Source organism: Pigmentiphaga aceris, assembly GCF_008119665.1.
Lineage (GTDB): Bacteria > Pseudomonadota > Gammaproteobacteria > Burkholderiales > Burkholderiaceae_B > Pigmentiphaga > Pigmentiphaga aceris.
Genome location: NZ_CP043046.1, coordinates 5,685,649 through 5,701,536, shown reverse-complemented (window position 1 = coordinate 5,701,536; position 15,888 = coordinate 5,685,649). Strand labels below are relative to the sequence as shown.

At 60.9% G+C, this 15,888-nt stretch carries 12 protein-coding genes; 7 read left to right on the top strand and 5 right to left on the bottom strand.

All coding sequences use genetic code 11. From position 1 onward, the window contains the following. Positions 1–208: 208 nt before the first annotated feature. Complete coding sequence (locus tag FXN63_RS24535; RefSeq protein ID WP_148818129.1) at positions 209–2,068, top strand: FG-GAP-like repeat-containing protein; 1,860 nt, start codon at positions 209–211, stop codon at positions 2,066–2,068. A 20-nt stretch (positions 2,069–2,088) separates the two neighbouring features. Here FXN63_RS24535 and FXN63_RS24530 read toward each other — a convergent pair whose 3' ends face one another. Next, positions 2,089–3,336 carry a hypothetical protein gene (locus FXN63_RS24530; protein ID WP_148818128.1) on the bottom strand — a complete coding sequence of 416 codons (1,248 nt, stop codon included), beginning with the start codon at positions 3,334–3,336 and terminating at the stop codon, positions 2,089–2,091. A 445-nt stretch (positions 3,337–3,781) separates the two neighbouring features. On the opposite strand from FXN63_RS24530, the gene FXN63_RS24525 reads away from it, so the two are divergent. Continuing rightward, a complete protein-coding gene (locus tag FXN63_RS24525) occupies positions 3,782–4,228 on the top strand; it encodes a hypothetical protein (RefSeq protein WP_148818127.1) in 447 nt (148 codons plus the stop codon). Next, positions 4,194–5,528: a M10 family metallopeptidase C-terminal domain-containing protein gene (locus FXN63_RS24520; protein WP_148818126.1), complete on the top strand. Its 1,335-nt coding sequence runs from the start codon at positions 4,194–4,196 to the stop codon at positions 5,526–5,528. The genes FXN63_RS24525 and FXN63_RS24520 overlap by 35 nt, the downstream gene beginning before the upstream one ends. A 9-nt stretch (positions 5,529–5,537) precedes the next feature. Here FXN63_RS24520 and FXN63_RS24515 read toward each other — a convergent pair whose 3' ends face one another. Beyond that, complete coding sequence (locus FXN63_RS24515) at positions 5,538–6,383, bottom strand: hypothetical protein (RefSeq protein ID WP_187395021.1); 846 nt, start codon at positions 6,381–6,383, stop codon at positions 5,538–5,540. Positions 6,384–6,510: 127 nt separating this feature from the next. Here FXN63_RS24515 and FXN63_RS24510 point away from each other — a divergent pair, with 127 nt between their 5' ends. Further along, entirely contained in the window at positions 6,511–8,613 is a 2,103-nt protein-coding gene (locus FXN63_RS24510) for a DUF4214 domain-containing protein (RefSeq protein WP_187395020.1), read from the top strand. A gap of 89 nt (positions 8,614–8,702) precedes the next feature. Here FXN63_RS24510 and FXN63_RS24505 read toward each other — a convergent pair whose 3' ends face one another. Then, positions 8,703–9,185 (bottom strand): hypothetical protein, encoded by a 483-nt coding sequence (locus FXN63_RS24505; protein WP_246164964.1) that lies wholly within the window; start codon positions 9,183–9,185, stop codon positions 8,703–8,705. 280 nt (positions 9,186–9,465) lie between these two features. Here FXN63_RS24505 and FXN63_RS24500 point away from each other — a divergent pair, with 280 nt between their 5' ends. The 3 genes from FXN63_RS24500 (at position 9,466) to FXN63_RS24490 (ending at position 12,146) form a co-directional block, all read left to right on the top strand. Next, positions 9,466–10,077: a hypothetical protein gene (locus tag FXN63_RS24500; protein WP_148818123.1), complete on the top strand. Its 612-nt coding sequence runs from the start codon at positions 9,466–9,468 to the stop codon at positions 10,075–10,077. A 134-nt stretch (positions 10,078–10,211) separates the two neighbouring features. After that, complete coding sequence (locus tag FXN63_RS24495; RefSeq protein ID WP_148818122.1) at positions 10,212–10,706, top strand: nucleoside 2-deoxyribosyltransferase; 495 nt, start codon at positions 10,212–10,214, stop codon at positions 10,704–10,706. Positions 10,707–10,754: 48 nt separating this feature from the next. After that, a complete protein-coding gene (locus tag FXN63_RS24490) occupies positions 10,755–12,146 on the top strand; it encodes a M20/M25/M40 family metallo-hydrolase (protein ID WP_148818121.1) in 1,392 nt (463 codons plus the stop codon). 51 nt (positions 12,147–12,197) lie between these two features. Here the strand turns inward: FXN63_RS24490 and FXN63_RS24485 are convergent, their stop codons facing one another. After that, a complete protein-coding gene (locus FXN63_RS24485) occupies positions 12,198–12,830 on the bottom strand; it encodes an imm11 family protein (RefSeq protein WP_148818120.1) in 633 nt (210 codons plus the stop codon). Between the two features lie 40 nt (positions 12,831–12,870). Then, the gene (locus FXN63_RS24480; RefSeq protein WP_187395019.1) at positions 12,871–15,837 is read right to left on the bottom strand and encodes a bifunctional diguanylate cyclase/phosphodiesterase; all 2,967 of its coding nucleotides are present in this window, start codon (positions 15,835–15,837) and stop codon (positions 12,871–12,873) included. Between the last annotated feature and the right edge of the window lie 51 nt (positions 15,838–15,888).

Sequence of the window (15,888 nt, the reverse complement as noted above, 5' to 3'; positions counted from 1 at the left end):
AGATTACTGACAAAGCCTCCCGTAAAACGGAGGCTTTGTTCATGATAAGCACCAATGAAGGAGCAGACCCCGTCGCGCCCAGGTAGCAGCAACCGAACGCGGATATCACTGCTTCGCGCAGCGTACTCCTCTGGTTAATGTGCTCTGATCGCCTTTCTTAATACAATGACGGGAAATTAATTTCTAATATTATTCTTGGGGCACGGGGTTGAATCAATTCATTCGCTCGAATTTCATTCCGTCAATCGCACGCGGATATGTCGACAGCATCAGCGTCGGTGATTTCAACGGTGATGGGAAGGCAGACTTTCTGATTGGCCGCATCGACATCGAGAACCCCAGCGCGCCCGCCTCCAATCTTCAGGCATTCATCGGCGATGGCCGTGGCGGATTCACTGACGTATCGAACACGCTGCTTCAAGGCGATACCACGACGAATTATGTGGCTCGGACGGTAGTCGGCGACTTCAACGGAGACGGAATCGACGACGTATTTCTGATCGAGTCCGGCACCGACGTCGAACCGTACGCAGGTGCACAAAACAAGCTTTTCCTGTCTGATGCGGCCAGCGGCAAGCTGGTCAACGCAACCAGCGCGCTTCCTCAGAAAATCCTGTTCAGCCATGGCGCGTCCGCAGGCGACACGACCGGCACCGGCAAGCTGGATATCCTTGTCAACGCGTTGATGTTCGGGGGTAACGAACTGTGGTTGAACAATGGCAAAGGCCAGTTCACCACCGCAGGCACGTCGATCATGCCTCGCTTGACCTATCTGGCACCTTGGGACCCTGCCCAGACCGTTGCACAGACGTTTACGATGTCCGAGTTCATCGACGTCAACAATGACGGCTTTGCGGACATGGTTCTCGGCGGTTGGTACTCATCTGGCGGTTTTACGACATCCCAGGTGCTGCTGAACGATGGCAAGGGCAACTTCACCGGCTCATTGCCCATCAATCTGCCCGGCAGCGGGGTTCAGAAGGAAACTGTCGTCTCGATCGACGCTATCGACTTGAACGGGGATGATCTTCCCGATCTGGTGATGTCGATCACGAATAGCGACGAAGGTGCCAACTATTATCAGAAGGCGTATCTGCAATTACTCGTCAACGACGGAAATGGCAGGTTCCGTGACGAAACCCAGCTTCGGCTGCCGCAGAGCACCGCTGTGTCGGAATCCGGCGGCTGGTACAAGCACGTCAGCGTGGTCGATTTCAACCACGACGGCTATCAGGACATTGTCGCGTTCACGTCTGGGAACACACCAGTATCGGTTTGGCTGGGCGATGCTTCCGGGCGTTTCAACGACAAGATCGAACTTCCCGGTGGCCCGCGAAGTGGCGACGTGGCAGATGTCGACAATTCCGGCATGTACGACCTCATCACGCGTTCTCAGGACTACACCGGCATCGACGTCTGGACGAACAACCTGGTCAACCAGCACATCTACAAGGCGGGTTTCGGCGGCGGTGAACTCGTCGGGTCCGCAGGCAACGATACCTTCATCGCCACGCATCGTGGCAACCACGTCTTTGTTGGAAATGGCGGCAGGGACACGCTGAAGCTGGCAGGCACCAGTGCTTCCTACGCCATCACGAAGATTGCCGACGGCTTTACGGTCAAGGGCCAGACCGTGGACGTGACCGCGCGCGGCATCGATCGAATCGTGTTTGATGAAACCAATGGCATTGCTTTCGACGAATCGGCGGCCAAGGTCTTCCGGCTCTATACGGCGGCCTTCGACCGGACGGCAGACAAGGAAGGCACGGGCTTTTGGCTCGCAGCCATGGACAACGGTGTGTCGCTGATCAACATTGCATCGTCATTCATCGGCAGCCCGGAATTCGAAGGCATGTACGGCGCAAACAGCAGCAACGAGCACTTCGTATCGCTGCTCTACAAGCACGTCCTGCATCGCGAGCTCGATCAGGCAGGAAGCGATTTCTGGGTGAACGGTTTGGATAACGGCGTCAGTCGCGCGAGGATTTTGACCGAGTTCTCGGAATCGATCGAGAACGTGGCACAAGTCGAGACGATCATCGCGACGGGTGTGCAGTATCAGGTGTAGAGGCTGCTGACACGCCTGTGTTACCGCACCCTGAACCACGGCCCCAACGGTGCTTCCTTCACACACTGCTCGATCGCCAGCACCACGCGGCTCATCACATGTTCCAGCGCAACCACTGCCCCTAATCCACCCATGAACGCCAGTCGCCGATCGCTGGCGGTGCGGGCGTACGTTTCCTTCGCATACGCATAACACCGGCGACCAAGCAGCTTGTTGCGCTGCTCGACCTGCTTGCACCAACCGTCCCATTGCGCCTCGCTCACTGATCCTGTCAGTACCGCTGCCCGCGACAGCGCCAGCGTGGCTTGCAGGAAGCCGCTGAACAGCTTTGCACCGAACAGGGGTTCCAGTTCTCGTGACATCGGAATCCTTGGAAGCGTACCCACACAATGAAACGCACTGGCACAGAAAATATCGAAGCCCATATCATCCGTGGCACCTTCGCCATCGCTGCCGCTTTGCCGTCTCGCTGACGCCGTCAATCGGTGTCCCAAGGCTTGCGCAATGCCGAATTCAGTCAGTACGTGGCTCGCATCGCGTGACCAGAATGAGCGCTCGGTGCGGCCGTGCCAGGCAGCTTGCGCAAAGTAGGGCATTTTGTTGCTGACCGCATGGGCATATTCGGGGGCGTGGCGTTTGCGCTTGTCCTGGTCGGCGCACAGGAATTGCAATACCAGCCCGCGCAGGCAAGGGTGTTCGACCAGCCGTGCCACGGTGTCATCGAGCAGCACCGGGCGGGCTGCCCACAACGAGGCGTCGGGGTCTTCCAGACAGGATGCACACGCGCTCAACCACAGTTGCTGCATGCTGGAAAAAGCCGATGGCACGGCCAGTACATGCACCCCAGCCGGGTCGCGTGCAGGCAGCATGCGTGGGGTCAGGGCACCGCCCAGCACCGAGAACATTTGCAGTGCCGTCACTCCCTGGTAGTGCGCGGCAGCTGTCTCGCGTCCGGCGGTCTTGTGCGTTTCCCAATGCCGGGCAAGCTGGCGGATCAGGCGGATCTGCAGACCAAGCTCGGTGCTGCTGTCATACAGGCTTGCATCCAGGTAGGTGTCGCAAGCGCAATGCAGCCAGAACTCGGGGTGTTCGTGTTGCAGCGCGATCAACTGCGGGAACAGCATGGCAATGTGCTTGCGCTCCACGTCCTTGCGCAAGATGCGCCACAGGTCGATTTCATCTGCGCCGTAGATGTCCAGGCTGCGCCTGACCCACGCGCGTTCTGCGCGGATATCGTTGCCGGTGACCGGCCCCATGTGTCGGAACATAAGCGCTGCTCACCCTGGAAGGTCTGTCGTGCTGGTCACCGGAATATAGGTGGCTCAAGCGTGGCAGCGTGGTGTACAGGGCAGGGTGTTTACAGTCGCTCAACGTTGTTCATGAATGGCATGCGTTCACGCATTTTTCTTGGCCAATATGAGTGCCGCCGAGATGACGGCGATGCTGCCTGGAAACCGCTTCGCTGCTCAGATGCCAGGTGTTTGTCTGCTTGCGCGGCCGACGTGTTTTGGTGCCGGGGTGATGACGGCGATAACGGCAGACAGTGAGGTTTTCCACAGTTAATTTCAGCCGATATACGGTCAATGGCGATGTCTCTGTCGTTATTTTTTCAGACCTTCTGCAAACCTCTACCGGATCAGACGACATGGCCATCATCGCCTCCGCGCAACAGTTGGCGATCACCAACCTGTACACCGCACTCTCGCGGCGGGTGTGTACTACGCGATCGAATTGGGTGGCACGAATGTGGAATTGGACAAGCAGGTGCTTGCGGGGGTGAACAGTGCCAGCGCCTCGGTTGATGCAGCACGTTCAATTGCCAACGGCACTGCTTCCACGCCTGCGGCCCCCGCCGCCCCAGCGGTGCTGCCGCTGAATCTGGCGGCCACAACAGACACCGATACCTTGGTCGGCACGTCGGGCGACGACAGGTTCACCGCCACCCACCTGACCTTGAGTACGCTGGACAGCATCGACGGCGGGGCGGGCATCGACACCTTCGAGTATGTGGATGCATCCACTACCTTGAACCCCCTTTCCGACTGCGCAGGTGCAGAACGTCGAGATCATCAATATTCGCAATGTGAACACGGCGGATTTTGGGCACGAGCGTCTTTCAGTGACGATGAATTCCATGCTCATCCCCGGACGGACGCTTAGCATTGCGGGCCTGACGGTCACTGGCGGAGCCGATTTTGCATCGGCCGAGGACATAGCAAGCGCGTTCCAGACAGGTACTACCGTAGGAAACGCCGTGGTGTCCGGTGTGCTCGACGCGGGCTACCAAGTGAGCGCATCTGATTTCTCCATATTCTTCACTGCCGTCACGCCCGGCAACAAGCCTGACCTGGTGGTCGAGGGCAGCGGTGCAACGAGTGCGTACACCTCCTTGACGCAAGGCACCCAAGGGGCAACCGGTCCGCGTTTCACCAACTTCGACATTCTGCGGCTGGCCTCGAATAATGCAGGCGACGCACAGACCTTCGACACGAGCCTGCTGTCCGGCATTCAGTCATATCAAATCGCCGCCGCCGCCGCTGTCCCCGGCACCAGCAGCGTGACCCTGGACCAACTTGCCGACGGCGCATCCATTGCATTCCTCGGCAATCACGGCAATGCCACCTTGAACCTGGCTAATACGGCTGGCACCAGCGATTCACTGAACGTCACGCTTGGCAATGCCGTCGCCAGCAACGGCGCATTGACCGACGGTGTCCAGGTGACACTGATCGCGCCGGGCGTTGAAACCATCAACCTGCACTCGGTGGGCACAGCAGGCGGTACGGGTGTCAATACGTTTGTGGACGACGCTGGCACCAACACCACCTTGTCCACACTCGTGATCGATGGCACCCAGGCGTTAAGCCTGCAGTTGCAGGCCGTTGCGCAGGCTCTGACGGTCGACGCCAGTGCTCTTGCCGCCAGCTTGGACGTACAGGGTGCCGCCGCGACTCAGGTATTGGATGTCACCGGTGGCGCGGCGTCCGACACGATCCTGGGTGGCCAGGCAGGCGGGCGGATCATTGGCGGTGCGGGGGGCGACCTGATCACGCTGTATCAAGGTGGCGGTGCAGACACCGTGGCCTACCAACGCGCTGCCGATTCCAGGCAAGATTTCGTCAACGCGGCAGGCACCGCTGCGAGCACGCAGGATGCCATCAGCAACTTCGCGGTGGGCGTCGACAAGATCGACTTGAAGGCACTGGCGCTAGACGCGGCGCTTCAGTCCTTTGTGATCAAGAGCTATGTAACGCCTGAACTGTTGCTGGCCGATGAGGCACTGGCGGACTTCTATCTGGATAACGGCGTGGCACGCGGCGCGGTAGTTGCCCGCGTGCTCGGAGATACGTACCTGGTGGTCGATGCCAACGGCGACGGCGTGTTCAATGCGACGACGGACTTGGTCGTGAAATTGAACGGGGTCAATGCGCTGGTGGCGGGGGATGTGGTCTACGCCTGACGCGCATTGTCAGTGCGGCACACGCAAGTAATCCTGAAGGCGTGCGGCCCGCCATTGCGGGTCGAGATCGACACTGGTGTCACGGGCGGCGATGACGGCAGCAATTGCCGCTTCACGCCCTTGTGTCGCATCGCTTGCGCGCAGTTCGTCAGGGACGCCGACCAGCATGGCTGCCCGATGCTCGGGTGGCAAGGAAGGACCTTCGCGCAAATAGGTTTCGGCCTGCACAAACCGATCACGCCGGAAGTAATCGATCATGTAATCGGTGGCGGACGCAAGCGCCGGCAGCCCCTGCTGCGGCACCGCAATCATCGGCAGTATCGGTGCCAGTGAAGGCACTACGTCGTTGATGTAGACCTCCACGTTCCAGTAAATGCGCGCCACCTTGATGAAGTGCTCGATCCCCTGGATCGCCAGAAAATCCGCCTGTTTGAACGGCAGTATCTCGACCGGCGGCTTGGTCACCGTGACTGTGTCGTTGGAGACATCGACATACAGCCCGCCCACTTGAAACGCATTCTGGAAGAACTGTTCGCGCAGTGCACCCCACACCCAATCGATACGGCCGCCTGCCCGCACGAAATCGCGCAGCGCGCGCAAACCTCGGGTGGGGATATTGGTGTTCAGCGCGGCACGCAGCTTGTCCATGAACAGCTGCGAGATTTCCAGACAACGTCCGTAGGGGTAAGCCTTGCCCTGATGCATGGGGAAGCGCGGTTGCAGCTCGGCGTCGATCTCGCGCCGCATGCGCAGCAGCAATTGTTCGATTTCCTTCAGCGCCGGCAGCAGGTGCTTGGCCGTGAGGCGTTCCTGCTGGGCGGTGATGGGGCGGATTTCTTGGGTCAGGAAGTCCATTGGGAACGCGTTGGGCGGTGAAAGTGCAGTCGAGTGTAGCGGCTCTGTTTCAAGAGGCTCAGGCATATGGAATCATTTTGGCCAGATGGTTACCAATGTCGGTATAGACGCACTTTTGGACATACAGATGAGCACACCTACTCCCGTGCAGAAAACCGCCATCTCCACGCTGTACATCGCCATGTTCAACCGGGCACCCGATGCGTCAGGCCTGGCGTTCTGGGCCCAGGCCCTGGCTGATGGCGCCTCGATAGCTGGCATCACCCAGATGTTCCTGAGCACGCCTGAAGGGCGCAGCACGTATGCGGCGTCGGCAGCGTCCGGGCAGTTCGTCACGGCCTTCTACCAGACGGTATTCGGTCGCGCGCCCGATGCAGGCGGTCTGGCCTTCTGGACAGGCGTGCTGGATAACGCAGGTGGCGGTGGGTCCGATGCCGCACGCGCCACCTTGGTCGGCCAGATATTGGCGGTGGTCGGCCAACCGCTTGTCACTCGCCCCGATGGCCTGAGCGACGCCGCTTATGCGCAGACCGTTGCAGACCGCACCACGTTCGCCCACAAAGTCGAGGTCGCTGAGTATGTGGTGAGCCTGGGCATCGACAATGTCAGCCTGGCCAGGAACACGTTGGCGCTGGTTACCGTCGACCCTGCGTCGGTAGCGACGGCCAAAGTCTTTGCGGCCAATGGCGGGGTGGTGCCGCAACCGCCCGAACCGCCGGTGCCCATCTGGGATATCACCTCGGCGGATCTGGCGGCCGCTATCACGACCAAGCTCAATGCGTATGCGGCCAACACTGCCACAGTGAATGTGACAAACATGGACATCGGCCAGTTGGTGGCCGTGGCAGGCGGTATTGCAAAGATCGCCGCTGCCGGCATCGACGGGGTGATGTCACTGGACTTGGCCGGCTACGCCAGCGCCACCGTGGCAACCCTGGCCCCGAAATTGTCTGCCAGTGCGAGCCTGAACGTGACGGGTACCGCGTCGGCCGACACGATCGCACTGAGGGACTTCGCCCACAGCACTCGTATCGATGCGGGTGACGGCAATGATCAGTTCGTGGGTGTGGTGGATGCCACCACGCCTGCCAACACCACGCTCACTGCGCATCACACCCTGGTCGGGAATGCAGGCACGGACGTGCTGCAGATCAACGTCACCAGCATTCCTCCCCCGGTCGGCGTGCCTGCCGTTGCTGTCGATGCGCTCAACGGCGCCACACTCAGCACGATCGAAACACTTCGCCTGGCCATCAACGGTGCTGCCACGCTGAACTCGTTTGCCGATGTGAGCCTGGTTCAGGTGAGCGCGCTGGCTGCCGGCGTGGCGGGCAGCCTCACCATCAGCAACATGGCCGCTGGTGCCTCCCTTCGGTTGCAGGGCACTGCCGGTGACAGCGAGTTTGACGTGACCTATGCCGCTGGTGCCACCGCGGCAGGGGTGGTCTTGCAAAGTGGTGCCAATGCAAAGTCGATCTCGCTGCGCGGCACCGATGTGACGACCGCCTCGGTGCAGAAGACGGGGGCGGCAAGCTCGGTGGAGGGGATTGAGCTGTCGACAGGCATCACCAACTTCCTCCTGAGCTCGCAAGGCGACATCGGTATCACGGCGCTTTCTGGTGGGGCGGCAAGTGGCGTGGCGATTACGGTCGCCGGGTCGGGCACGATGGGCATCTCGACCATCAACTCGACCGTGTCGACCTTCAGTGCGAGCGGCTTCGGCGGTACGCTGGCGGTGAAATTCGCGGCCCCGGTGCAGTCGGTCACGGGCGGCAGCGGCAGCAATACCTTGATTGTGAACAATGCCGCCACGTTGACGGGCGGTGCGAGTGCAGACATCTTTGCCCTGAATGCGGGTGTGGCATTGACGGGTCCCGTGGACAATGCCGGGCTGTTGGCGAAGACGGCGACGATCACCAACTTCGCCTCTGGGGATCGGCTGCAAATCTACTCTGAGCTCACCGACACGCCGGGTCACTTGCCGGTCATAAGCTGGGGTAGCAGTCCCGCCTCGCTGTTTGCCGCGACCATCTCCGCCCTGAATGGCCTGCGCGTGGTGTATCCCACGGCTCCCTATGTCGGCTTCGTGTATGCCGGTGACAGCTACATCTTCGCCGACCGCGGCGGTGACAACGTGGTAGGGGCGGGTGACACGCTCGTTCGGCTGAGCGGCATCGTTGATCTGGCGGGCGTCAGCTACGACGAATACGGTTTGCTGACCATGGCCTGAGCATGCATGCAGCATTTCTGCTGCGCGTGATTGGCCGATAGCAGGTCCGGCGTGCTGGCCATCCGGACCGTTTGAACGTCAACGCGCTTTCAATGCTTCGGCTGCGCCATGTCTGAGGCCACATCGATCACCTCATTCGCACCCGAGCGCAGCGCCGCCACCGTGCGGCCGACGATGGCGCGCAGCAGGGCCTCATCGGGCATGTTGTCCGGGGCAGCGACGAAGGCTTCGATCGATGCCGACACACGCGGCGCGGCATCGGCCTCGCTGCCTTGGTGGTTGATGTAGACCTTGGCTGCCTTGTTGCAGGTGTTGACGGTGTTCAACACCTGATACAGCTGTTCCGGCGTGATGCCCAGCTCTTCGGCGTCGACAAAGCGCGGGAACACCAGACGCAGGAATTCCGGGTCGCGGTCGGCATCCAGGCTGAAGAACATCGTGCCCACGTCAGGATGCTTGAACACCACGTCGTCGTCTTCGTCGATGGTAGCCACCAGGCCCAGCTCTTCCTGCACCACGCGTTGATAGAGTTCGGCCAGTTTGGTCTTGTCCACCATGTCTTGCTCCTTCATGAAAAGTGCCGATCTTGACGTCGGCCAGCGCTGACTCTACTACGTGCCTGCGCAAAGACGATCAGTCGACCTATGGCGTGGTCAAACTGACTCGTGGCTGTCTGTAACCGCGCTTTTTGCCTGCAAAAGCACGCTCAACCGTGCCGGAACGCACGGTTTTTCCTGTTTTCCGTATGGGGTTGTTTCTGATTCGTTCATACGATGGACACACAGGGGCCTCAGCCTTCACTATTCCAGCCCCGTGCGGCGTTCCGGCCCAAGCATGAAGTAAGGAAGCAGGTTGCAGTCCCCGACGTTTTTCCGCGCCGCCTCACGCTGGCTTTTGCTGGCGCTGTCCTTGATGGTCGTAGCCCTTGCCGCCTGGCGCGATTCGCCGCAGCCAGACACGCCCTTGCTGGAAGCCGCGCGCCCCATGCCGCTGCCTAACTGTGCCGAGGTGGAAAAGGCGCTCAGTGGCCTGTTGCAGGGCATGACACTCAACCCCGACGTCGAACGTGATCTGGCTCCGCCGCCGTGGCCCGAGCTGTCGTGTACCTGGCGCGAACCGGTGCTGATGAACAAGGGCCTGACGGTGAAGGTCAGCAAGCCGGTGGAAGAGGAAGTTGACTGGCTGGCGCGATTGCAGCAATCGCCGCGTGTCGACGACCCTCGTTTGGCCGAGCGTGAGATCGTGGCCTATATGGCGGCGATGCCCAAAGGTGAAGATGATCCGCTTGGCACGACACTGACGGTTGGCACCCGGCATTTCCGCGTCTCGATCTCGGGCCTGGCCATGCTGGGCATGAGTCGCGGTTATCCGAACCTGACCTTGCCCAGCGCCCTGGAAGGCACGCTCAAGATCTACGATGCGTCGGCCGCCGTGCCCGGTGTGGTGCTGCGCCCGGTTCACTGAGCGTCTTCGCTGCAGAGTGTCTTTGCTGCATCAGGCATGTTCGGGTCGACACTGCCTGCACCCGGCACGCAATGTGCGCGGCCGGGGCATCGCGCTGCCCATGCCGTGCAGCCGCCTTCACCAAGGACATGCCCATGAAAAAAATCTATTTGGCCGGGCCGGATGTGTTCCGTCCCGATGCGCTTGCCTGGGGGCATTCTCTGAAAGCCCTGTGCCGGGAATTTGGTTTCGAGGGGCTGTACCCACTGGACAACGCGGCCCCCGCAGGCTTGAGCGGCCCCGCGCTGGCCACCTGGATCTTTGAGGCCAATATTGTGCTGATCCGCCAGTGTGACCTGGTGATGGCCAATCTTCAGGCTTTCCGGGGATACGAACCCGATTCCGGCACCGCCTTCGAAGTCGGCTTCGCGGCCGCGCTGGGCAAGCCCGTGTGGGGCTATCACGACCCGATGGGCAGCCTGCGTGACCAGGTGCCGCAGGTGCAGCGCCCCGACGGCCTGGAGGTCGATGCCGACGGCCAGATCGTGGAAGACTTCGGCCTGTCGCGCAACCTGATGCTGGCCTGCTCGGCCACAATCGTCGAAGGCGATGCCCGCGACTGCCTGACGGCGATTCGCCAAGCGGATTGATGCGCCGGGTTGCCCACTCTCTCACCATTCGCCCCTTGGAGCCTTTTGATGAACGACCGCGTCATTGCACACTTGCTGAGCCGGCACGACGACATCCTGGACTGGTTGACACACTTCCTGACCATCCCCAGCGTCAGTGCCGATCCGGCCTACGCCGCCGGCATGCAGCAAGCGCGTGAACTGCTGGTGGGACGGCTGGGTGACATTGGTCTGAATGAAGTGCAGTTGCTGGACGGCGGTGGCCAGGCTGCGGTCTATGGCGAGTGGATGGGCGCACCGGGCAAGCCCACCATCATCATCTACGGCCACTACGACGTGCAGCCCGCCGACCCGCTGGACCAGTGGATCTCTCCGCCCTTCGAACCCACCATTCGTGACGGTTGCCTGTACGCGCGTGGGTCCTCGGACGTCAAAGGCTCGACCACCATCGCGCTGGAAACCGTAGCGGCCTTCCTGGCGGTCGAAGGCGGTTGCCCGATCAACATCAAGGTGTTCCTGGAAGGCGAGGAAGAAACCGGCAGTCCGTCACTGCGCGCCATCGTCAACAAGTACTGCAGCTTGCTGCAAGCCGACGCCGTGTTGTCGGCCGATGGCGGTCGCGCAAGCCGCGTGGTGCCCACCATCAACACGGGTGCACGTGGCAACAACAAGCTGGGCTTCTCGGTGCGTACCGCCGCCCTGGACCTGCACTCGGGCCGCTACGGCGGTGCCGTGCGCAATGCGCTGCACGAGATGGCTACCCTGGTCGCATCACTGCACGACAGCCAAGGGCGCGTGGCAGTGAAGGACTTCGACATCGACGCTACGCCGCTGACCGAACGCCAGATTGCCGACACCGCTGCCTTCCCCTTCGATGCTGCTGCGTTCTTCAGTGACGTGGGCGCGCATTCGCATGGCGATCCGGCGTACAACACGCGTGAACAATTGACGCTGCGCCCCGCGCTGGACATCAACGGCATGTGGGGCGGCTACACCGGCCCTGGATCGAAGACCGTGGTGGCCAGCGAGGCACACGCCAAGTTGTCGGTACGCATCGTGCCGGGCCAGGACCCGGCACGGGTCATCGAGGCCGTGCGTGCGCACCTGAAGGCGCATTGCCCGGCAGGCGTGACCCTGTCTTTCCAGAACATCGGTGGCGGGTCGCCTGCATCCACCCTGGCAGCCGATCATCCCCTGGTGCTGGGTGCCGAGCAGGTGCTGCACGCTGAGACGGGTCAGCGACCCATCCACGTGCGTTTAGGCGCAACCGTGCCGATCACCGCCATCTTCAAGGAAATGCTGGGCATCGACACGCTGATGTTCGGCTTCAACCTGCCCGACGAACCGGTGCATGCACCCAACGAGTTCTTCCGCATCGAGTCGATTGCCAAGGGCCTGCGTGCCTGGCCGCTGCTGTTGCGAGAATTGGCCAAGTACGAACCGGCAGATTTTCACCGCTAGCCGCCAAGCTATCGCGCACTGAGCTTCAGCAATATGTCTTCAGCCGCATGTTCAACCACATGCCTCGACATTGAGCTGAAGCCCCAGGCTGTTTGCGCTGTCCACGACCGCTCGCGACACCACCGGGTCGATCCAGATCGTATCGTCGATAAACAGAAAATCGAGCCCGGCAGCCTGCTCATGGTCAATGCAGAGCTTCGTGATGCCTCTGACCTTGTAGTCGGTGGAAAACGTGCCTTCGGTGCGTCTTCTCAGCACCATGTTTTTGCCGGCGTAGTCGGAATTGGCGTAATCGAAGCACTTCACCATTTTCTTGGCGTGAGCCAGAAAATACGTCTTCTTGGTTGGCGTTTTGTTGGCGTGGACAGCGTCTGTCGCAATGAAATCCAGCGCCGTGTGGTGCTGCGTCAGCACGTCTTTCAGCGCTTCTGAGACGAAGAATGCGCCGCAGGTGGTCAAGAAGAAATGGCGGTCCATTTTCTGGGATCGCCGTTCCAGTTTCAGCCTGACCTGGGTGTCTGGCGGTATGACGTCTTGGCCGACGTAGTAGTAGCCGGCAAGCGGCGGAGAAAACGTCACGTCGCCATCGATATATATGCCATCTTCGTAACGGTGGTGAAGTATGTAGTACCTCGACGCCTCAGCCGCGTTTGAAGTCATTTCCCCGTTCTCGATTTCACTCAAATTCCTGCCTCCAGTCCTGTCGTCCAGATTTGCCCGACCCTCAGCGCAAGCTCGTCTCGGTGTGCGCATGCCAGGTCAGAAGTTGTTCCACCCCCAAGGGTTTGCAGTACAGATAACCCTGCATCTGGTCGCAGCCCAGCGTGCGCAGAATGTTTGCCTGTTCTTCGACCTCGACCCCCTCGGCGGTTACCGTCAACCCCAGGTGATGCCCAAGGATGATGATGGCGTGCACAATCCCGCGACCGCGCTCGCCCTTGGCAATGTCGTCGATGAAGGACTTGTCGATCTTCAGCGTATCCACCGGCAAATCGCGCAGGTAAGACATGCTGGAATAACCGGTGCCGAAGTCATCGATGGCGATGCGCACCCCAGCCTCCCGCATTTCCCGCAGCGCGCTGATCGTCGGTGCCAGGTTCTGCATCAACAGGCTTTCGGTGATCTCCAATTCAATGGCGGCCGAGGTCAGCCCGCCCTCGGCCAAGGTATTGGCCACATAACGCGAGAACGACGGGTCGGTGAACTGACCTGCCGAGATGTTGACCGCCACCGGCACCGCCGGGAAGCGGCTGGCTCGAAGAATGGCCAAGTCGCGGATGGTGGCCTCGATGATGTACTTGCCCAGGGGAATGATCAGGCCGGTTTCCTCGGCCAGCGAAATGAACTCGCCCGGCGGAATCACCTTGCCGTCCTTGCGCCAGCGCACCAGGGCTTCCAGCCCCACTACCGCACGGGTCTTGCTGTCGATCTTCGGCTGGTATTCCAGGAAGAACTCGCGGTGTGACAACGCGTGCTTCATGGCGTGTTCCAGCCACAGCCGTCGGTCGGCCTGACGACCGTATTCCTTGGCAAAGAAGTGGAAGCGGTTGCGCCCAGCCTGCTTGGCGATATACATCGCGGTATCGGCGTTCTTGGCCAATTCACCGAACGACAGCCCGTCGTCGGGGAAGACGCTCACGCCAATGCTCACCGACAGCGACAGGCTGTGGCCGCCCACCAGAAAAGGCTCGCTGCACAACTGCACGATGCGCTGGGCCAGATTGCCCACTTCCTTCAGATCACGTATGCCACAGGCAAGCAGCACGAATTCGTCGCCGCCCTGGCGGCTCAAGGTGTCAGCGCTGCTCAGGTGTTCGGCCATACGCTGCGCGAACTCGATCAGCAGCTTGTCGCCCACGTCGTGACCAAGCGAGTCATTGATGTTCTTGAACCGGTCCAGGTCGATGTACAGCACGGCTACCCGGGTGCCGTCGCGCGCGGCGCGTGCCAGTGCTTCCAGCGAACGGTCCAGCAGCAGCACCCGGTTGGGCAGATCGGTCAGCGCGTCGTACTGGGCCAGGTGCGCCATTTTCAGCGACATCTCGCGCGTGGCGCTGACGTCGTGGAACACCATGACGGCACCGATCAGTTCGCCGTCTGCCGCCATGATCGGTGCGGCAGAATCTTCAATGTGATAACGATGGCCATCACGATTGACGAGCACGCTGTTGGTCGTCAGGCCAACGATGCTCTTTTCGCGCAAGGCCACGTGCAAGGGGTTCTCCACTGGCGCATCGTCAGCCAGATTGCGGATGTCCAGTACTTCGTCAATGCCGCGTCCGCGTGCTTCTTCCAAGATCCACCCGGTAATCGCCTCGGCAATCGGGTTGAGGTAGTCGACGACGCTGGCGGTATCGGTCGTGATGACTGCATCCCCGATCGAATTCAAGGTGACGCGCAGCTTCTCTTTTTCGGCCAGCAAGGCATCTTCGGCGCGTTTGCGCTTGGTGATGTCCGACAGCTGGACAAAGAAGCCTTGCACCTCTCCGTCTTCGATGTCGGGAATGTAGCTGGTGATGGTGTGGCGTTCCTTGCCGCTTGCGTCGATCAAGGTCCGGTCGAACATCTGCCGATGTCCTGCCAGGGCTTTCTGAGCAAACGGCAGGTTTTTTTCGAGCAGATGGCCGCCGATCACATCGCGCATCGCCCGGCCCTCGATGTCGGCGGCCTTGAAGCCGAAACACTCCAGGTAGGCCCGGTTGGCAAAGCGGTTGGTCAGTTGCACGTCCCAGTACGCAATCATCGACGGCACGCTGTCCAGCACCGCACCAATGTCGCGTTGGGCGCGCCGCAGCCGTTGCGCGGTCAGTTGTCCACGCCGGATTTCGCGTGCGAACAACCAGGTAAGCGCCAGACAGCCCGCCATCAGGCTCAGGGTGATGGCACCCAGCGGAATGGCGCGGCGTGCCCAGTCGCCGTATACGCGGTCGCTGGACTGGGCCACGCCCAGGAAAAGCGGATACCCCGACAGGCGGCGGAAACTGTAGAGACGCTCTTTGCCGTCAGCGCTGCTGCGCGCCATGAACCCGTCGTCGCCATTTCTGAAACGCTCGAAAATCGGGGTGCCGGCCACGCTGGTGCCAATCCCGGCACCTTCGACGGTGAAGCGGTTGATCACTATGCCGTCTTCGCGGAACAGGTTCAGGCCGCTGTCGGGGCCCAGTGACACGGCGCTCAGCAGTTCGCGGATGTACGAAAGCTTGAACGTGGTGCTGACCACGCCAGCAAAACTGCCATCGGGTTTGTTCAGGCGTCGGCTGAGCGAAATGCTGGGCTCGCCAGTCAGTCGCGACACCAGGGGTGCGCTGATGTACAGCAGGTTTGTCGAGGTCTCTCGATGAAACTTGAAGTCTTCCAGGTCGGCAAAATTCTCGGCCCACCAAGTGCCGGTATTCGACGCCGTGATGTAACCCTGCGTGTCCAGTACCGTGGTCGGCCCGAAACCTTCGGTGCTGGCAGCACCACTGAACAAGATCAGTTGCCGCACGCGAGGCGGCAGATTGGCCACCATGGGTTCGCCGAGCAGGCTGACCATGTCGCGCAATGCCATGTCACCGAAGAAGATCGACCGGTCGAGCGCCCGTTCGACGCTGGTCAGCACGTTGTAGTTGGTTTCCTTTGCACGCTGCAGGCTTTCAATGCGCGAGTTGTAGACGACGCTGCCGAACAGACTGCCGATCGCGAGTGTCAACAACAGGGCAAAAAGCAGAAGGCGGCCAGGAAGCTTCGATATCGGCATGTA